The sequence below is a fragment of the Desulfofundulus sp. JL263-se genome (genome assembly GCF_056316025.1).
This window is the reverse complement of record NZ_CM149993.1, coordinates 267,556-287,366: the sequence shown is the minus strand read 5'-3', so window position 1 is coordinate 287,366 and position 19,811 is coordinate 267,556. Positions and strand designations below refer to the sequence as shown.

Here is a 19,811-nt window from a genome sequence, read left to right as displayed (position 1 = left end):
CCTTATTCCTGCCTGCTTTATAAAATTTTTTTAAACTATATTAAAAAAACACGAAAAGCCCACCCCTCCTTGGAAGAGTCAGACCTCCGCGGCCGCTCTCGCAATGATCCACTCCCATTTCAACGGCAATTTGGGCAGCGGAGTCCAGGAGTACGTCAACTATGTGGTCATCCAGTAAGTTAACTTCATCCACGTAGAGAATACCCCGGTTGGCCTGGGCCAGCATCCCATGCGGTGAGTTCCTGGCTAAAAGACTCATATGCTGGGGAACCACGCCGATTTCTTTGGCGACAGGTTTTTCCAATCCACTGGCAAAGCAAACATGTTTTCCGTTCAAAGAAACTTTTTAACAAGGTTATGCATCTTCCACCGGAATGTTCCCGATCCTAATTCAACAGCCAGGTAACAGGCCACCAAATGTTCGGCCCCAACAGCTTTCAACGGTGGCTCTTGAAGGCGGCACTTTTCCTCCGCAAACGGGCAGCGGGGATGAAAGCGACACCCGAGAGGTGGATTAAGCGGGTCGGGTGGCTCCCCCTTTACAATAGTTTGACGCCCACTCCTCCGCCGCGGGTCGGCCGCCGGAATCGCTGCCAGCAGGGCCCGCGTATAGGGATGACAGGCTTTTTTCACCAGGTCTTCACTTTTGAACATCTCCACAATTTTACCCAGGTACATTACCGCTATCCGGTCGCTGATATAACTCACGGCCGCCAGGTCGTGGGAGATAAATATATAGGACAGGCCAAATTGCTTTTTTAAATCTTTCAGCAAATTTAAAATTTGCGCCTGGATGGAAACGTCCAGGCTAGAAACCGGCTCGTCACAAACAATAAGCTCAGGTTGAAGGGCCAGGGCCCGGGCAATGTTAATGCGCTGCCGCTGTCCCCCGCTAAACTCGTGCGGGTACCGGAAATCATGTTCAGGCTCAAGGCCAACTATTTCCAGCAGTTCCCATATCCTTTCCTTCTGCTCTTTTTTTGTCCCCACATTGAAATTGGCCAGGGGCTCACCTATAATCGAGCCCACGGTCCGGCAGGGGTTTAAGGAAGAATACGAATCCTGGAAGATTATCTGCATTTTTTTTCGTAATTTCCTCAACTCTTTGCCTGGTAAGACGGTAATATCAATATTATTAAAGAAAATTTTTCCCGCTGTGGGCTCTTCTAACCTTAAAATCAGCCGGCCCAGGGTACTTTTGCCGCAACCGCTTTCGCCAACGAGCCCGAGGGTTTCCCCCTTGCCAAGCGAAAAGGATATCCTGTCCACTGCCCGCACCTTTTCCTTCCCCCGGGAAAAGATTCCGGTTCCGGCCGGGTAGTGCTTTACCAGGTTCCTTACTTCAAGAAGACTCATACCGGCATCACCTCCAACGGGCGGCTATCTGCATAATGGCAGGCTACCCGGTGGCCGGGGGAAACCATTCTCAAGGAAGGCTTTCCTTCCGTGCACTTCCTGCCTGCCTGCGGGCAGCGGGACGCAAAGGCACACTGGTCGGGTAAGTCGAGAAGGCTGGGCGGCTGGCCTCGGATGGGCTCGAGCATTTCGTCTCTCCTCCCGAGGCGCGGGACGGAATGGAGAAGGGCCCTGGTATAAGGATGGGCAGGATTTTCAAAAATATTAAGCACGGGGCCGTATTCTACAATAGAACCCGCATACATCACTGCAACGTCATCAGCCATTTCGGCAATAACACCCAGGTCGTGCGTAATGAGGATAATCCCGGTATTAAACTCTCTTTTCAAGCGGGAAAGCTCTTCCAAAATCTGCGCCTGCACGGTAACGTCCAGGGCAGTGGTGGGTTCGTCGGCAATTAAAACTTTGGGGGTTAAGGAAAGGGCCATGGCAATCATCACCCGCTGCCGCTGCCCCCCGGAAAGCTGGAAGGGATAGCGGTGGAAAAGTTTTTCCGGGTGCGGCAGCCCCACTTTGGCCAAAAGTTCCAGTGCCTCCTGGCGTGCTTTTTCTTTACCGGTTGCCCGGTGGGCAAGAATGGTTTCTGTAACCTGTCTGCCGACAGTCAGAACAGGGTTCAGCGAAGTCATTGGGTCCTGAAAAACCAGCGAGATTTCTTTTCCGCGCACACGCCGCAACTGTTCTTTGGAAAGTTCCAGCAGATTATACCCGTTAAGCCAAACCTCTCCGCCGGTAATCCTGCCCGGAGGTTCTATCAATCTCAAGAGGGAAAGCGCGGTAACACTTTTCCCGCAGCCGCTTTCCCCGACAATACCCAGGGTCTGCCCGGTCCTCACGGTAAAACTCACCCCGTTCACGGCCTTCACCACCCCGTAAGGGGTAGTAAAGCGGGTAGTCAGATTGTTTACTTTAAGGACGATTTTGTCGGGCATTCACTAAACCTCCATCATTTGGGGGAAATTTCCCAAGCTAAGTTCTATTATTAAAAGATAATATTTTCGTGGGAAAATTCCCCCAAATTTTTCGGAGTTGACCATTAAAAAGACCTCCTGGCAAAAAAGGTATAGAACCCAACATTTTTCTACCTCCTAACAGTCCCCTTCGGGTCCAGGGCATCGCGCAATCCATCTCCCAGCAAGTTGAAGGCAAAAACAACTATCATAATGGCCAGGCCGGGATAGAGCATCAACTGCGGTGCCACCTGCATGTAAGGCCTGCCGTCATTAAGCATGGCCCCCCACTCCGGGGTGGGCGGCTGAGCCCCCAGGCCTAAAAAGGATAACCCCGAAATGGCAAGAATTAGGCTGCCCATATCCAGGGTGGCCAAAACGATGACGGGTGAAAGTACGTTGGGTAATATATGGCGAACAATGATACCAAAGTGGGAGGTGCCGCTGCTCCTGGCAGCCAGTACGAATTCCTTTTCCTTAACGGAAAGGACAATGCCGCGAATAACCCGCGCGTACCCGACCCACCATACCGATGCAACGGCAATCATCACGTTCAATAAGCCCGGCCCCAACATGCCGGCAATAACAAGCGCCAGTACAAGACCCGGAAAAGCAAGCAAAACATCAATTATTCTCATAACTAAATTGTCTATGCGCCCACCCACATAACCGGAAACGGTGCCAACCGGAATACTGATGAGCATGATTGTCGCTAAAGCGATAGCTGCCGTACTCAGAGAAACCCGGGTCCCGTAAATGAGGCGAGAAAGAAGACAGCGTCCCAGGTGGTCGGTACCCAGAGGATATGCCGCAGAAGGGGAAGCCAGTTTTTGGGTAAGCACTACTTTCTCAGGGTCATTGGGCGCCAGGTACGGTGCCATAAGACCAACGATTACCACAGCAACAATAATAGCCAATCCCAGCAAGGCCAGCTTGTCCTCCAGCAACCTTTTCAGCGCCGAGCCAAGCAGGCCCTCACCGCTCTTCGGGCACCGACCCGCCTTTTTTTGAACGGGTATTCCGGCAAGAACGCCACCCTCTTTCCGCAGGCTGCTATTCACCTTCAGCGCCCCCTCTCCAGGCGAATACGGGGATCCAGGAATACATAAGATATGTCAACCAGCAAGTTGGCCAGCACAAACACCAGTGCCATAAACAGTGCATAGCCCTGGATAACCGGGTAATCCCGGTTAAAAATCGCATCCACTGCAAACTTACCTACCCCCGGCCAGGCAAAAACGGTTTCTACAATGACCGTACCTCCCAGCAGGTGACCGATGCTCATACCTAAAAGGGTCACCGCCGGGAGAAGGGCGTTTTTCAGGGCATGCCGCCCTATCACCCACTTCTCTTTCAAACCCTTGGCCCGGGCCACCTTGATATACTCCTGCCCCAGCACGTCAAGCATGCTGGCCCGCAAAATACGAGTATAAACGGCGGCCATGCTAAAACCCAGGGTTACAGCCGGAAGAACCAGGTGATTCAGCCCGCCCCTTCCCATTACCGGGAAAATGCCCCAAACAACGGCAAAAAAGTAAATGAGTATAAGCGCCTGCCAAAAATTAGGCATAGAGGCTCCAATTAAGGCAATTACCCGGCTAAAATGATCTATAAATGTACGCCTGTACAAGGCAGCCAGGATTCCCGTGGGCAGAGCCAGCAAAACCATGAAAGCCAATGCCGCAAGGGTCAGCTCCAGAGTAGCAGGAAAGCGGGACAAAAGTTCTTCCGCTACCGGCAGGCCGGTGCGAAATGAGGTTCCCAGGTTAAAATGCAGGACATTCCATAACCAGCGCAAGTACTGAACGTAAACCGGGTCATTGAGGCCAAGTTCTTCTCGCAAGGCCTCCACGGCTTCGCGAGTTGGCTCCACTCCTTCGGCCCGGAGGATAATTTCAGCCGGGTCTCCGGGAGCCAGGCGAATAAGCCCGAAGGTAATGACGGAAACCCCCAACATTACCGGCAGGAGACAAAGTAAACGCTTGAGGAGATAACACTTCACCATCAACCACCACCAGGTGTAACACCAAGAAAAATCAACTACTCGTTACATCTATCAGTTATTCAACAAACTATGATTATTTTCACTTCATTTCTAGACCCGCCAGAGCATAACACCAAGGCGGGCTTTAATTTCCTGGCGAAAGATACCGTTTGTGGCCCGTTCATGAACATAGTTGGCTATTTTATCTTTTACCTCAGGGGTAATCTCGGTATATAACCAAAAATAATGACACAAACTGCCTACAGCCCGCTCTACAGGCTCCTCTTGCACCCAACCGGAATCGAAATACCGCAAGGTAGGATAATACCCCAAACTATATAAAATGTTAAAAGGATAAATAATATCGTAACCCCGGCCACTTTCTTTTTCTCCAAAAAGAATTTCCCAAAGATCCTCTTTGGCTTGATTGAAAGGTTTTCCGGCCCATGAAATAAGGCAACAAAACTTTCTCGAAGCCTGATTCAATTTCATCAAGGTTTCGCAATCACCAACTGCCGGGGGCATAGAAGCAAAAACGAAGTCAAAAGAATGAGCCATGCCTTCTTTTTCCAGGTCTACCTTTTCCCACATACGCACAAAAACAGTAATATTATCTAATCCCGACTTCTTTGCCTTTTTCTTAAGGATTATACACATTTCTTCAGCCCCGTCCAGAGCCGTAACAGACCTAAAACGTTTGGCAAAAGGTAAAGCGTAAACCCCCGGCCCGCAACCGACATCCAGGATATCTGTTTCCGAAGTAAGAATTTGTTCTTCTTCAAGCAAGTCAATAATTTGCTCTAAATGTTCCCACCCCTTCCCAGAGGAGCGCTGTCCATAACTCGGCGCCAACTTGTTCCAAAATTTAATGGCTTCGTTTTCATCACGAATCCTTTTGCTCACATACTGTGAAGAATTTATAGCCTCCTCCCAGGCCTGCTTCCAAAAATCAAGTTCACAATGCGCAAAAACACGTGATTCCAAAGAAATCTTCCCCCCAGTTATTTTTATTTGATAAATATCCCTGTCCAACTTGTATTAACCCAGGAAGGATGCGGCTCAAAACCTTGAATCTTATCCCTTGCGGCAAAAATGTTATAAATGGAAGCAATGGGTATTACAGCTACTTTGTCATCTATAAGCACGTGCATTGCCTTAGCTGTCAGTCGCACAGCTTCCGCCGGATCCGAGGTTAACCTCGCATCATCAATCAGCCGGTCAAATTCCCCACCGGGTACAAACGGAGCATTAAATAACGTGCTATATAGTCCCTTGGAATGGAAAAGCAGTTCCGGCAAAAAGGTGGGATCAGCTGTATTCTGGCTTCCTGCCTCAAGCCACATGTCTCCTTTGCCTTCCTTGAGCATGTCCTCATATACTCCGGTATCACCAGCCTCTACGATTTTTAAGTCCGCTCCTATATCCCGTAACTGGCTTTGGAGTACTTCAGGTAACGGTTTGTGTCTTTCAGCAGAGGGAAAACCGGAAACCAAAGTAAGGATTAGTTTCTGCCCGTCTTTCATGCGAATGCCGTCCGGTCCTTTCTTCCAACCGGCTTCATCCAGAAGCCTTGCTGCTCTATCCGGGTCGAAACTAAATCCCTTAACCTTATTTTTTTCTGAACCGAGAACACTTGGAGGTACTATCGTTTGGTTTACTTCCGCATTACCTTCCCAAATTTTATTTACAATGGCCTCGCGGTCTACAGCCAGAGTCAAAGCCAGGCGTAATTTACGGTCAGTTAACAGGTTATAAGGTTTTTTGCCATTAATATTGAAATAAATGGCAGAATAAGAACCGGGTACTGATGTTAACACCTGTATTCCTGTACTGGCTTTAAGCTGGGCAACAGATTCTCGCGGCACCTTTGTAATCATATCCACTTCTCCGGCTTGCAACGCCATGATGCGGGTAGCATTATCCGGAATAAATTTAAACGTTATCTTTTCCAACTTGGCCTTGGTGCCCCAATAATCGGGATTGCGCTCGACAACAAGCTGTACACCTTTTTCGTAAGATATAAATTTGAAAGGCCCGGTACCTACCGGCGCTTTACCGGGATCGCTACCGGGAGCCATTATCCCAAAGGAAGGATGGGTCAAACCTTCAACCAAACGCATATTTGGCTTAGTTGGAGTAATATCAATAGTATAATTATCTATAATTTTTACGGAATTCTCACCTATATAGATAAAGGAACCGCCTCTCCGGGCTACGCGGTCCAGGGTGAATTTAACGGCTTCTGCGGTAAAATCCTGCCCGTCATGAAACTTCACCCCCTTACGCAGGTAAAACCGCCAGGTATTATCTCCCCGGTATTCCCACCTGGTAGCCAGGAGCGGCTCCACTTTATAATCAGAAGTCAACCTTACTAAAGGTTCATAGATATTTGCATTAAGGGGATACGCCCCCAAATTTGCCCTGTCCCCTTCTGTTTTATAACCGTCCGCATCCACTCCTACTACCAATTCCTGCGGAACTCCAGCTTTCCGGTTGGACTCATTATTGGTAACCGTACACCCGGTTGTATTAATTATCAATATTAACGTCAAAAATACAGATATTGATAACATTACCGATTTCCGTATTATCGACCACATACTCTCTCCCTCCTTACTGGCGTTGGAACCATGCGGCGAAGCCAGGTAATCAGCATTACAGGGGCGGGTAAAACCGGCAGAGGAGTGCCGCCCACGAATACGAGCCTCGGGTCCGGGCCTGTCACTTAAAAACTACAGGCAGCGTGCGGGATTACAACGCGCGTAACATTACGGGTACCGGCGTACAAATTAAATCATGACGATTAAATCTGCCGTCCCGGCTCTCAGTTCCTATTTTTCAATCCAAGCTGCTGCCAGGCTTGGCTTGAAAAAAGGATCGAGCTTTAGACCGTGCACTTCTTTGCGGGTGGCGTACAAACACACATCGTGGTAAACCGGACAGAGCGGCACGTCCTTCGCCACTAACTGCTGCAGGTCACGGTAGTACTGCTGTCTTTTGGCCCCATCCTGCTCGGCAGCAGCTGTTTCCACCAGCTTATCTGCTTCAGGATTGCTGTACCCGATACCCCGTTGTATATTCATCTGCCCCTGGGAATGAATCCAGCGGCCGAAGAAAAAGTCCGGATCGCCGGTCATCAAAGTATACGGCGTCAGCGTCAGGTCAAACTCACCGTGCTTCAAGGCCTCCTTCCATGCTCCCATTTCCAGCATCTTCAACTCCACCTCAAAGCCAAGATCTTTAAGTTCCGACTGCAGTATCTCCGCAATAGGTTTATACGGCCAGCGGTTGGCCAAAGCCGAGTTGACGGTAAAAACCACTTTGTGCGGCCTGTCGGCCTTTGCCTGTACGGCCAGTTCCCGGGCCCTATCTTTATCCGTTGTCCACAATCCTTTAACCGCCCACGTCCCGGCCAGAGGAGTAAAGATAGCACCCGCCGGTTCACCGTAACCGTCGAGTATTTCTCTAACTAGTTGCAGGCGGTCCAAGGACAGGCTCACCGCCTGGCGCAGGCGCTGATCATTAAAAGGCGGTTTTTTGTTATTGAAGAGGAGGTAATGGGTCGTGGTCACCTGCCGGGACAGCAAAACCAGATTATCATCTCCTTTGATAGATGAAGCCTGCTCCGGCAGGATACCGCCTACATCAGCCACTGCCTGAATTTCACCAGTCTTTAAAGCAGCTAGACGAGTAGAAGGGTCAGGTATAATCTTAAAAGTAACTTTCTCCAGTTTGGGCTTACCCTTCCAGTAGTCATCATTACAGGTTACCACCAGGGCTTCACCCTTCTTGTACCCGACAAGCTTAAAGGGCCCTGTGCCGCAGGGGCTAATAATCCTGCCTTCAGGATCAAAACTTTGCGGGCTGAATATAGGACAGCCGTGGTAGGCTACCTTGGCCGGAAAAGCCGGCTCGGGTTTACTAAAGGTGAATTTTACTTCATACTCGCCCACGGTTTCCACCTTTACCAGGTGCATAAACGTACCATAATTATCAAACTTAGGGTGTTCTTTTAACCGCTTTACGCTCTTTACCACCGCTTCAGCGTTCAGCGGCGTACCGTCGTGAAACTTGACGCCACGGCGCAGGTAAACCGTCCATGTTTTGTTCACAGCATCCGGGACAAGCTTTTCAGCCAACTGCGGCACGGGTTCCAGGTTTTCGTTGAGATAGGTGAGACTTTCCCATACACCCGTACTGCCGTGAACAAAATCACTGCTTTCCGGACCGTAATAAAAATCCCGCCCAACTCCTATTACCAGTTCCTGCGCTCTCGTTTGTGCCCGATCCTCAGCACCGCAGCCGGTAATAAGCAGGCCGGCCAGCACAAGAAGCATTAAAAACAGGAATGCAGCAGATTTTTTGCAGCGCAAGGCTCAACACTTCCTTCAGTCTGATTATCACATGGTTATGTTTACCGACCAGAGAAGCATGCCCAGACGTACTCTGTACTTTTCTCTAAAGATTCCTTTAACGGCGTGCTTTTCCACGTAACCGGCGATTATCTTTTTAATTTCCGAGGTAATTTCTGTATAGGACCAGAATAGGTCCTGCAAGCTGGACACCGCTTCTCCCACAGACATTTCCTCGTCCCATTCGTCCACCCACACGTGTAAAGAAGGGCAGTACCCCATCACGTACAGGTAGTTGAGGGGATAGATAATGTCGTGCCCCGGCAGGGGCATTTCCCCGCCGAAAATCAGCCGCCACAATTCCTCCCGGGCCGGACTTAAACGCCGGCCGGCGAAATCACACAGGAAACACCACTTGCGGGAGCAAACCATCATTTTCTCGAGTGTCTCCACATCCCGCACTCCGGGTGTGAGGGAAGCAAAGACCAAGTCGAACCTGGCGGCCAGCCCTTCAGTTGCCGGGTCAATCTTTTCCCATTCCCGGCCCAAAAACCCGACATTTGACAGCCCTTCTGCTTCTACCCGCTTTTTAAGCACTTTCAGCATGGCCGAAGCCGGCTCCAGAGCCACCACCCTTGCCACCCGGCGGGCTAAAGGAACGGTGAAAACCCCCGCCCCAGCACCGATATCTAATACCTCCATTTCCGAATTTAAAACATCCTGCTGCTCCAGCCAAGCCAACACCCTGTCTACGCGCCTTCTGGTGTGCTCTTGATCTGCCCAGCGCGCAAACCGTCCGGCCAGACGGTTCCAGTAATCCAGGGAGTCCAGGTCGCGGCGGCGCCGGGCCTGCAGGGAATTTTTGTGTGCCCCGCTCCAGGCACCCGCCCAGAAACGGGATTCTTTGAGCGCACCTGCCGTGAAATCAGCAATGCTCCCTTCCCTAGTCAGTTTTTTCACCCCCATATTTGACCCGCCGGGCAAATACCCGCGCCGGGTGCTCGGACGGCAGTTGATCCAACCGGAATGGCTGCCCCCCGGCCTGCTCCTCCTTTAGCCGGGCGGCAAGCTCCCGCAAGTACTCAAGGAAAACTTCATCATTTTCTCCGCGCTGCCCTTTAAAGATCAGGATAAATGCCGGCTCATCAAAAGGGACCTCGTAACCGGTCGGTATCCCTGCCCCGAACCAGAAAAGCGACCCCGGACGCATCAGGTGCCGTCGACCACCGCTGCACAATACCCAGCGGCCGCGCACGGTATAAATAAAACTCTCCGAGGCGTGAGGGTGCTCGGCGCAGTACATTCCCGGCGGCATCTCGATGTAATGCGCACTACAGCCGTCCCCCTTCAGGAGAGGGCCAATGCGCCCTTCCAGAGTATCCACACCGGAATTTCTGGCGGCATCCGTAACGTTGTCCACCACCCGGACACCTTTCCAGGCAATTACCCCCGGTCCGCATTTCTCCACCAATTGCGTGGCTTTTCGGCTTTCCACCGGTGTAGGGGCAACCCTCTCAAGCCAGGCCATTAATGCTACATAAAGATCCTCGCTGTAAGGACGCAGAAAGCTGGCAAAAGAATGCCGCTCGCGAACCCTGGTCTCCGGATCGGAAGCCGCTACCTGAAAACTGTGGTCGGCGTGAGGGATAATGATACGGGTGACATCGCCGTTGCCAGCCTCTTTCATTATCTGTTCGGCCCGCGCTGCGTCCTCCGGCGGCACATTCATATCCAACTCTCCGTGGAGAATCAGTGCCGGAGCAGTGATAAAGCGAAACTGCTCGTCCGGTGGCTCCAGCAACTCTTCCCGCATCCTGGCCAGCGGGATCACCCGCATCCAGTTCCCGTATTTCAACAGGTAACTCTCTTCCCCCCGCCGGGCAGCTGCAATCATATCTTTGTAATGCTTCCCCAAAGCTAAGGCAAAAGGGGCCGTCTCTTCCGCCCAGCGCAGGTTTGCCTTACTCGTTGAGGCGTACTCGAGTAAACAGCCGTAGTTGTAAGCGTAAAGATTTTCAATGGAACGGCACAGAGCCCCCAGGAAGATGTAAGCATCGGCCTGCCTCCCCTCCCTGGCCGCCAGGCAGGCAAAATAAGCTCCGGCGCTTTCTCCTGCCACTACCACGCGCGCTACCTTTGGGTGCTGACGGGCAAACTGCATCACGGCAATCAAATCAGCCGTCTCGTCCTCGTTAGTTGTTGGGCGCGGCCCCGGCGGAGTACCGCCGTAACCGCGCTTATCCCATCTAATCGAGGCATAACCGGCCGCCGCCAGTCTCTCAGCCAGCCGTTTTAGGGCATCCCGCCGGGGGACAGGTCGGCCAACTTGGACCATCATCCCGTCGCGAGTGTGGGACATAGTTCCTCCCGCCAGAACCACACAAGGAAACGGGCCCTTGCCGGCAGGAAGAAGCAGCGTGCCCGCAAGCGTTACACCGTCAGAGGGAATATTTACTTCTATCGCACATGGCTCCGTTAACATCTCTTTTTCCATTACCGTGCCACTCCTCACTGGGCAATGTAAACGCTATCCCAGCGCGTATTGACATCTGCCGGATGCGGAGCCAGGCCTCTTACTTTATTCTGCGCAGCATAAACATTAAACAGAGAGGCAATAGGGATCACCGTCGTTTCTTCATCTATCAGCACATACATAGCTTCTGCCATCAGTCGTGCAGCTTCTCGGATATCCGGGTTATTCCGGGCTTCATCGACCAGACGGTCAAACTTCTCTCCAGGCCAAAACGGCTTGTTGTAAGTAGCCCCCTGATACCCCCTGCTGTGGTACAAGAGTTCCGGCAGGAAAGTGGGGTCGCCGTTATTCTGGTTCCCTCGCTCCAGCCACAGATCCCCTTCGCCCTCTTTCAGTTTGTCGTAATAGAGCCCGCTATCCGCAACCTCCACCAATTTAATAGCGATGCCGACTTCTTTAAGTTGCTGCTGCAAGACTTCCGGCAGCGGTTTTAGCACGCTGGCAGAAGGAAAACCGGAAACAAGGGTGAGTTCCAGTCGCCGCCCGTTCTTAACCCTGATGCCGTCAGGACCGGGTCGCCAACCAGCTTGCTCCAGTAATTTTCTGGCCTTTTCCGGCTCGTAGGTAAATCCTTTAACTACATCCTTGTACTCCCTTAAGATCCCGGAAGGAATCACGGTCTGGCTGCTTTCTGCATTACCCTCCCATACCTTTTCGATAATCGCCTTGCGGTCAATGGCCCACCCAATAGCCTGCCGTACCCTTTTATCCTGCAAAATATCGTAAGGATGCTTTCCGTTGACCATCAGGGAAAGGGCTACATAAGGCCCCATCGGTGCAGTTAATAGGTTAATCCCCTTCATTGCCTTGATTTGCCCTATCATCTCCCGGGGGATCTCCTTAATTACATCTACTTCCCCCGCCTGAAGGGCCAGCAAGCGGCTGTTGTGGTCGGGAATGTACTTAAAGACAATCTTGCTCACTTTAGGCGGTATACCCCAGTAATTGGGGTTGCGCTCTACTACCAGTTCTTTGTCCTTCTCGTAGCTTACAAAGCAAAACGGTCCGGTACCGGTGGGATTTTGGGTATGGTCCACCCCAGGCACCCTGATGCCGTACAGCGGATGAGCCAGGATTTCCGGCACTCGCATGTTGGGCTCAGTGGTAACAATATCCACCGTGTAATCATCAACTATCTTCACAGAACCTTCCTTTATCTTTAAGATAGATTTTCCACTGGGACGAATAGCCTTTTCCAGAGTGTACCTGACTGCTTCAGCGGTAAACCCCTGGCCGTTATGGAATTTAACCCCCTTTCTTAGATAAAACCGCCAGGTATTGTTGCCTATGTACTCCCACTTAGTAGCTAAAAGCGGCTCTACCTGATAATCAGCATTAAGCTTAACCAGGCTCTCGTAAATGCTAGCGTTTGGCGAAAGAATACCTACTTCACCATATTTTAGCTTATTATTATCAGCACCAATACCCACTACCAGCTCTTGTGCGGGAAGACTTGCTTCCTGCTCCTGGCTGCACCCCAACAATACGGCCGCTGCCAGGATTATTACAAGCAAAACATACCCTCTTTTTTTAAAATTTTTCATAACTAACCTCCTCTGCTTGTAATCAGGTAAAAATCATCGTTAGATTGGCTTACTTTATTCCTATCTCCGGCTGCAGCAGGTAAAATCGGAAGGGTGAACGGTATAGCCAGTTATTCTTTCGCTGACGCCGGCGCGGCGCACATTATACAAAGCCCGCAAAATCTCCTCAAGCTGGGTTAATTAAGGTGTAACAGTTACATTCGAGTTCAACAAATAGTACTCGCATGGAAACACCTCAAGACCCTCGACCTTATTATTTATGACCACATTTCTCTTGGGATAGACTAAGAAAGCAAAGGCCGCGTCATCCAGCACCACTTGTTGAGCTTCTTGGGCAATAGAATTCCTTTCCTGAGTATCAAAAGTAGTTTTCAGTCTATCAGTCAGGGCATCAAGCTTGGAACTGCTGTATTTTCCGAAGTTGGATCTCGCCCCTGTCCTAAACATAATCTCCAGAAGGTATTGTGGGTCGCCGGTCGTAGCAGTGTTCAGACTGTAAATACTGGCGTCAAAGTCCCCTTCTTTCAGCTTTTTAGTAACACTTTCCATAGTGACAATGTCTATTTTGATGCCGACCTCCTTCAGTTGGCTCTGAATGGTTTCCAGTAGAACCGGTAGTTCCGGTCGCTTTTTATAGCAAAGAACCGTAAATTCCAGCTTATTCCCGTTCTTCTGGCGAACGTTGTCGGGTCCTAGTTTCCACCCGGCATCTTCAAGAAGTTTCCTGGCCTCCTCAGGTTGATAGATATATCCCTTCAATTCATTGCCTCCAAAAGGTAGTACCAGGGGGAAAGGACCAACCGCAGGAATGCCGTACCCTTCCATTACTTTGTCAGCCAGGTCTTGCCTATTGATAGCCATATTAATAGCCTTTCTCACGTTAACATCATCAAGACCCGGTCTCTTTACATTAAAAATGAGCATATGGGTGCGCACAGAAGATTCACTCAACACCTGATAATCCCTATTTTGGGTAAAGGTTTTTAAGCTCTCTATAGGAATGTTCTCAGTAACCTGGATTTCCCCTGACTGTAATGCCATCATCCTGGTATTACCATCAGGAATGAATTTGAAGGTAACCTCATCCAACTTTGCTCGGTCTCCCCAGTAATCGTCATTTCGTTCGACCACTACCTGAACATCTTTAACATATTCCTTTACTTTAAAAGGCCCGGTCAATACTGGTTTCTCGGCAAACTCTTCACCCATTGTATTTGCTGCGTCTACATCCACTATTACCGAGAAAGGATCGGCTAAGGCATTTATAAGTGAGGGATTTGGGTGATTGTTTTTTACCGTTATTTCATTGCCATTTGCTTCTATTGAAGCAATGTCAAGCAAGCCGGATGCCCTTGTGTTCATTTCGACAAGACGTTCGAGTGAAGCCTTGACCGCTTCACCGGTAACTTTTCTGCCGCTGTGAAACATCACATTATCCCTGATTTTTATTTTCCACGTTATATCATCCACTCTTGTCCATGAATCAGCAAGCCATGGTTCTAACTTCATATCCTTACCTGTCTTCACCAGAGTTTCCCCTATACCGTATGTTACAACATACCAGCCGTTATAATTTTGGGCAGGATCCAGGTTACCGGGAGCAAAAGTTACACCGATAGCTATGGCTTTCTTTTCGGTTTCTTCTTGAGTTCCCGCTTTTTCGGAAACCCTCTGGCCGCAGCCCGCTAGTATCCCCATGATTAGAAAACCAACCAGAAGCAAAATACCGGTACGCCATTTTTTCATGCTGCACTTCTCCCTTCTTAATCATCTAAATTGATTTTTCCCTTCACCCCCGGCTGAAAAACTCTGATCGCCGCTGGCCGGTTTCTGCAAAATCTTTTCCATGTGGACCGTCCCAAGGGCTTTATCCCCGTAACCGGTTATTTGATACCCGTTATGAAGCCAAAACTCCAGAGCCCCAGGTACAGTCTTCTGCGTGTGAAGGTAAACTTTTTTATACCCCCTTTCTCTACAAAATTTCTCTGCTTTCACAACCAGGTATGAACCCAGTCCTTTCCGTCGATGTTTTTTATCAACATAACACCTGGTAAATTCCGCCGTGGTATCCATGCTGTACCGGTCCCGGAAGAAGTCACGTTCAAATGCTCTGATGCCGAAAGTACCTATAATTTCCCCGGAGAGGCCTCCGAGGGCCAGAAAGAGAACATTCCTGTCGGGCTTTATGTAAACCTCATCGAGATGGTCCAGGTCATAGTGCCATACCGGGTTATAGCAGTAACCAAAGTCTTCTGTAATAACTGTAAAGATGAATTTCCTTATTTGCGGGACAAGTGAAGAACTGGCCGCGGTAAAAATAATGTTCTCATTAACATTCACGAACCTAACCCCCCGAGCTATCTGAACATCAAATTTTTACATAATGACAGGCCGCCGGAATCGCTGCCAGCAGGGCCCACGTATAAGGATTACGGGCTTTATTACCAGGTCTTTTCCCGCTGCGGGCTCTTCTAACCTTAAAATCATGCCTTTGCTTTAGAAACCGCCCGGTGAGCAAGAATGGTTTCCGCGATCCTCCTTGAAATGAAAAATGCCATGAAAGGCTATACCTGCTTCGGCAGGTAAAATACCTTCATGGCATAATTACTTATATTTATTACCTTCATGTTATTTCTTTCTTGTTCTTTTATTTCTATATTGCCTAAACTAATTCCTGCCGCTTTTGTAAATTTTATAATTTATAACTTCAATTCCGAACTATCCTTTTCCGGCATTAAAAATAAAGGGATTGATTACCACTGCAGCAGGAATTAGCGGGTACCCATGCGGCCCCATTTCCCCATTTCCGAAAGAATATTATCCGCCTAATTCAAAAACTTATGCCTGCTTTTCAACTTATACTCCCCGCCGGATAATGACACATAGGTATTAATCCCTTGTAAAACCGCCTCGTACACGGTTCGTCCAATTAAATATCCCTGGTAAGTTGCAGTACCTGCATAACGCATGGGCTGTCCCCTTCCGGTACAGGCCACCACAATGGCATCCGTAGTGGTACCGGTAATCCGCTCACCGTTCGGCAGGCTGATTTTTGCTTTGAATAAAGCCCTTGTTTTGGCCTCGGTAGCCGTTATTACAGCATTCACCATTGCAGAATCCGTTAGATTTCCGTCAATTAACAGAATAATATTGATCGTGCCCGGCCGGTACTGACCGGCAATCTTACTGGCAGGTAAACCTGCCACTCCCGGATTGCCTATTCCCACCGTACAAAGGGCAGCTACTGAAAGATCCCTGTACCTCCCGTGACTTAAAAAGGTATAGGTAACGTTTACAGCCGTCATCATGCCCAAGACATCATGCCCCAATTTTAGATGCTCGGCCACCTGCCTCAGATCTTGCTCGGGATCGCTGCCATGATAGTTTTTATCAACAGTATGATTAATTATATACCTGGCCTGCCGCAAATTTCCTCCCAGGACGGCGGAACCGAGCACTTTTAACGGCTTGATAGATGATACAATAAATGTTCTTTGTTCATGTATATAAAAATTTATTCCGGGTATAGAAACCTGGTTTTTAAACCATGATATTTCCTCCAGCAAAAATCCCCTCCTGATTTGGGGAAATTTTCCAAGACAAGTGGAAAAATTCCCCCATATTCAATCGGTATTTAAAACCCCGGCCACAAAAAGACCGGGGACATGCAACACGCTTTATATATGCCTGCGCGCCACAAACACAAACCGGTCCGATGTATCCTCATAACTGATATCAACATAACCGGCCTTTTTCAACATTGCCTTTAATTCAGCTGCCGTAGGCAGCAAGTCATTGGCCACCGGCTCACCGATGCTGCGGTGCATCTCGTTAATGTACTCCCGGCTGCTGGCATGACATATTACCAGGCGCCCGCCGGCCCGGAGCACGCGCTTCATTTCGGAGAGAGATGCGGGAATATCGGGGAAATGCGGCAGGGCACCGTTACAGAACACCTGGTCAAAACTTTCGTCCTCAAAAGGCATGTCCATCACATCGGCCACCAGAAAACGGGCGTTGGGGCCAAAATTTTTGGCCCGGGCCCGCTTCACCATCTCCGGAGCAAAATCTATTCCCACCACCTCGCCGTCTTCTCCCACGGCTTCAAGCAATATCGGAGTTAAAATACCGGTCCCGCAGGCCACATCCAAAACCTTTGCTCCCTTTTTAACCCCGCACTTATCCACGATCTCCCGCAGCTTGCCGGTCACCCCGGGCCCCATAATTTCATCCCACTTGGCAGCCATTTGGTTAAAATACTCTTTCAGAAGCACCGGCCTCTACCTCCGTCAATGATTTCACACGCTTAACTTTACGCTTGGGTGAAAAAGCATTGACCACTAAGAAAATAAGAGTAGAAAGAACTACAATGACCGCCCCGCTGGGAAGGTTAAAGAGATAGGAAACAGCTAAACCCGCCCAGCAGGAAAATACTCCGAAAAAGACTGCCAGTAAAAATAGTCGTTTTAAATTATAAGTCAATTGATAGGCGGCAGCCGCCGGGTTGAGAATAAGGCTGAAAATCAGCAAACCGCCAATTGGCCGCAGGCTCGCCGCCACAGTCATCCCCGTTAAAAACAGCAGGCCGTAAAAAATCCAGGACGCGGGCAGGCCCACCGACAGCGCGATTTCGCGGTTAAAAATAATTGCCTGCACCTCTTTATAAAACAGGGCCACGGTACCTACCACCAAGACAGCCGTCACCATGAGGATTTTTAAATCAAGTTCGCTGACGGTCAGTATGCTTCCCCACATCAGTTCCAGGGCCTGCGTTTTTGGCCCCGGTATCATTCCCATGAACAGAAAGGAAAGCCCGAGCATCAAGGAAAAAACTATCCCCAGCGACGTATCAGGATTAAATTCTCCCCTATCGGCCAAAGGCCCAATGGCTGCCGCCGCGACCAGGCTGAATATAAAAGCTCCAATTAAGGGATTAAAGCCGGCAAAGACGGCAATAATACCTCCTGCAAAGGCGGCGTGGGAAATGGAAACACCAATAAAGGACAACTGCATACTTATAACCAATACCCCTATTACTGAACAGGCGGCTCCTCCCAAAAGCCCGGCCAGCAGCGCGTGCTGCATGAACTCATAGCCCAATATTTCCATGCTTGTGACCTCCCCGGCAGCAGAACAGGCTCCCTCCGTAAACAGCCCGTAAATTGGCATCCGACAGGACCTCCCCCGGAAAACCTATCGCTGCCAGCCGGCCGCTCTTTAATAATAACACCCGGTCACAAATATCGAAAGTTTCCCGTGGATCATGAGTTACCATCAGGGTCGTCAAATCATGTTCCCGGTGTATTTTTTCAATAAGACGAAGTATTTCGGTTCGTGAACGCCAGTCCAGGGATGTAGTAGGCTCATCCAGCAGCAGAATGCGCGGCTCTTGCGCCAGTGCCCGGGCAATGGCTGCCCTCTGCTGTTCACCCCCCGATAAATGTCCGAAGGGCCGGTCCGCCAGGTGCGACATTTCCACCATTTCCAGCAGCCGGTCCACCTTTTCCCAATCCTGTTTGTCCGGGCGCCTCCACAGCCCGAGGCGCCCGTAACGCCCCATCATAACGGCCTCGCGCACGCTGACAGGCACGCGCGGGTCCACAGAACCTCCCTGGGGTACATACCCGATCATCTTTCGCATCCCGGCTATCTTGGGACTAAGGCGAAAATCTCGCCCGCGCGGCCCGGCTTTCATCAGGTAACCCAGCACCCTTGCTTCACCGCGCACCAGGCGGCCCAGGCCGTTTACCACCGTAAGAATAGTAGTCTTGCCGGCCCCGTTGGGGCCGGCAATCCCTATCATTTCCCCCTTTTTTATCTCCAGGGAAATCCCCCGCAGGGCCACGTCTTCGCGATAAGAAACAACTACATCCCGCAGAGAAACGGCCACCTCAGACATCGTGTACCTCCGTTATTTCTCAAGTGTCTCCAGAATCAGATCAACATTTTTAGTAATGGCATCGGCCCAGTTATCGGTACCGGGAAGTCCCCCCGGAAAATTGCTCAAGGTCACTTGCCGGGCACCAATTTCCCTGGCTATACTCACCCCGGCCTTATCACCGCTCTGCAGATTGTCGATTACCAGGGTTACGCCCTTCTCGCGCCCCAGGTTAATTAACTCTTCCATCTCCTTGGGCGAAATATCCTCGGCACGGCCGAAGGTTCCTACAATATCCATTCCCGCCCATTTCACAAACCCGGCCTGCATGTCGTTGACCAGGACTTTTACATTACCGGCTCCGGCCTCTTCCAGTCTTCCTTTCTGCTCCTGACCTATGCGCTCCACCTCATCTTTCAGGTCCGCTGCAGCCGCTTTGTAGGCCTCAGCATTTTCCGAATCGGCCTCAGCCAGGACGGCCGCAATCTTATCGATGGCTATAAGCCGCACCGGTGGAGCCATCCAGTTACCTTTCACGGCAAGGGGAACTTTTTTTAATTCCTCGTTTGCGGCGGATTTAACCATATCATCACTAAACTTTTCCCCTTGCCAGTTATGCAGCATAAACAGCCTGGCACCGGCCAGCACCTGCATGTCGCGGGGCTTAACATCAAAATGTCCCGGACATGAAGCAGGGGGAATAATATTTGCCACTTCTACTTTGTCTCTGCCTACGGCCTTAACAATATCTGCTATAAGTGATGTTGTGGTAACTATTTTTAATTTCTCAACTCCGGAACCTTCAGGTTCCGCCGCCGTTTGACTGCCACCGTCCCCTGCACAACCTGCAACTGCCAGGGCTATACCAAATACCAGCAACCCTATTAAAAACATGTAAAATTTTTTCTTCATCATTAAGCAACCTCCTAAGGTTTTATTTGTTAAACCAGTCAATACGGGCATCAGTAACACTGTCTAAGTCCGAAGAATACGGCTTTATATCAAAACAAAAAAGCCACAAAAAACCTCCCCCCAACCTTCAGGTTGGAAAAAAGGCCTTCGTGGCCCAAGTCCAAATATTCGTAATAAAGCCTCCCGGTTTGGGGAAATTTTTCCTCAAAGATATTACCTTTAACAAGAAAGACTTATCTTGG

General features: G+C 50.0%; 18 protein-coding genes. All 18 read right to left on the bottom strand.

The window, feature by feature from the left end:
- Positions 1-40 precede the first annotated feature (40 nt).
- The 18 genes from ACX4JR_RS01480 to ACX4JR_RS01395 all read right to left on the bottom strand — a co-directional run bounded on the left by ACX4JR_RS01480 (position 41) and on the right by ACX4JR_RS01395 (position 19,572).
- The gene (locus ACX4JR_RS01480; protein ID WP_476060602.1) at positions 41-337 is read right to left on the bottom strand and encodes a hypothetical protein; all 297 of its coding nucleotides are present in this window, start codon (positions 335-337) and stop codon (positions 41-43) included.
- Positions 334-1,356 carry an ABC transporter ATP-binding protein gene (locus ACX4JR_RS01475; RefSeq protein WP_476059290.1) on the bottom strand — a complete coding sequence of 341 codons (1,023 nt, stop codon included), beginning with the start codon at positions 1,354-1,356 and terminating at the stop codon, positions 334-336. Before ACX4JR_RS01475 ends, ACX4JR_RS01480 begins: the two co-directional genes overlap by 4 nt.
- Positions 1,353-2,348 (bottom strand): ABC transporter ATP-binding protein, encoded by a 996-nt coding sequence (locus tag ACX4JR_RS01470; protein WP_476059289.1) that lies wholly within the window; start codon positions 2,346-2,348, stop codon positions 1,353-1,355. The genes ACX4JR_RS01475 and ACX4JR_RS01470 overlap by 4 nt, the downstream gene beginning before the upstream one ends.
- A gap of 149 nt (positions 2,349-2,497) precedes the next feature.
- Positions 2,498-3,427 (bottom strand): nickel ABC transporter permease subunit NikC, encoded by a 930-nt coding sequence (gene nikC / locus ACX4JR_RS01465; protein WP_476059288.1) that lies wholly within the window; start codon positions 3,425-3,427, stop codon positions 2,498-2,500.
- A gap of 2 nt (positions 3,428-3,429) precedes the next feature.
- Positions 3,430-4,371 carry a nickel ABC transporter permease gene (nikB, locus tag ACX4JR_RS01460; protein WP_476059287.1) on the bottom strand — a complete coding sequence of 314 codons (942 nt, stop codon included), beginning with the start codon at positions 4,369-4,371 and terminating at the stop codon, positions 3,430-3,432.
- Positions 4,372-4,461: 90 nt separating this feature from the next.
- The gene (locus tag ACX4JR_RS01455; protein WP_476059286.1) at positions 4,462-5,334 is read right to left on the bottom strand and encodes a class I SAM-dependent methyltransferase; all 873 of its coding nucleotides are present in this window, start codon (positions 5,332-5,334) and stop codon (positions 4,462-4,464) included.
- A gap of 23 nt (positions 5,335-5,357) precedes the next feature.
- A complete protein-coding gene (locus ACX4JR_RS01450; RefSeq protein WP_476059285.1) occupies positions 5,358-6,950 on the bottom strand; it encodes an ABC transporter substrate-binding protein in 1,593 nt (530 codons plus the stop codon).
- Between the two features lie 231 nt (positions 6,951-7,181).
- Complete coding sequence (locus tag ACX4JR_RS01445) at positions 7,182-8,687, bottom strand: ABC transporter substrate-binding protein (RefSeq protein ID WP_476059284.1); 1,506 nt, start codon at positions 8,685-8,687, stop codon at positions 7,182-7,184.
- 63 nt (positions 8,688-8,750) lie between these two features.
- Positions 8,751-9,668, bottom strand: coding sequence for a class I SAM-dependent methyltransferase (locus ACX4JR_RS01440; RefSeq protein ID WP_476059283.1), 918 nt, complete (start codon positions 9,666-9,668; stop codon positions 8,751-8,753).
- Positions 9,646-11,196 (bottom strand): alpha/beta fold hydrolase, encoded by a 1,551-nt coding sequence (locus tag ACX4JR_RS01435; RefSeq protein ID WP_476059282.1) that lies wholly within the window; start codon positions 11,194-11,196, stop codon positions 9,646-9,648. Before ACX4JR_RS01435 ends, ACX4JR_RS01440 begins: the two co-directional genes overlap by 23 nt.
- Positions 11,197-11,210: 14 nt before the next feature.
- A complete protein-coding gene (locus ACX4JR_RS01430; protein WP_476059281.1) occupies positions 11,211-12,779 on the bottom strand; it encodes an ABC transporter substrate-binding protein in 1,569 nt (522 codons plus the stop codon).
- Positions 12,780-12,959: 180 nt separating this feature from the next.
- Positions 12,960-14,525 (bottom strand): ABC transporter substrate-binding protein, encoded by a 1,566-nt coding sequence (locus ACX4JR_RS01425; RefSeq protein WP_476059280.1) that lies wholly within the window; start codon positions 14,523-14,525, stop codon positions 12,960-12,962.
- 21 nt (positions 14,526-14,546) lie between these two features.
- A complete protein-coding gene (locus ACX4JR_RS01420) occupies positions 14,547-15,119 on the bottom strand; it encodes a GNAT family N-acetyltransferase (RefSeq protein ID WP_476059279.1) in 573 nt (190 codons plus the stop codon).
- Between the two features lie 485 nt (positions 15,120-15,604).
- Positions 15,605-16,345 carry an adenosylcobinamide amidohydrolase gene (locus tag ACX4JR_RS01415; protein ID WP_476059278.1) on the bottom strand — a complete coding sequence of 247 codons (741 nt, stop codon included), beginning with the start codon at positions 16,343-16,345 and terminating at the stop codon, positions 15,605-15,607.
- 111 nt (positions 16,346-16,456) lie between these two features.
- On the bottom strand, positions 16,457-17,053 hold the full coding sequence (locus ACX4JR_RS01410; RefSeq protein WP_476059277.1) for a class I SAM-dependent methyltransferase: 597 nt from the start codon (positions 17,051-17,053) through the stop codon (positions 16,457-16,459).
- A complete protein-coding gene (locus ACX4JR_RS01405) occupies positions 17,031-17,888 on the bottom strand; it encodes a metal ABC transporter permease (protein ID WP_476059276.1) in 858 nt (285 codons plus the stop codon). The genes ACX4JR_RS01410 and ACX4JR_RS01405 overlap by 23 nt, the downstream gene beginning before the upstream one ends.
- On the bottom strand, positions 17,869-18,678 hold the full coding sequence (locus ACX4JR_RS01400; protein WP_476059275.1) for a metal ABC transporter ATP-binding protein: 810 nt from the start codon (positions 18,676-18,678) through the stop codon (positions 17,869-17,871). Before ACX4JR_RS01400 ends, ACX4JR_RS01405 begins: the two co-directional genes overlap by 20 nt.
- Positions 18,679-18,690: 12 nt before the next feature.
- Complete coding sequence (locus tag ACX4JR_RS01395) at positions 18,691-19,572, bottom strand: metal ABC transporter substrate-binding protein (RefSeq protein ID WP_476059274.1); 882 nt, start codon at positions 19,570-19,572, stop codon at positions 18,691-18,693.
- Positions 19,573-19,811: the final 239 nt, after the last annotated feature.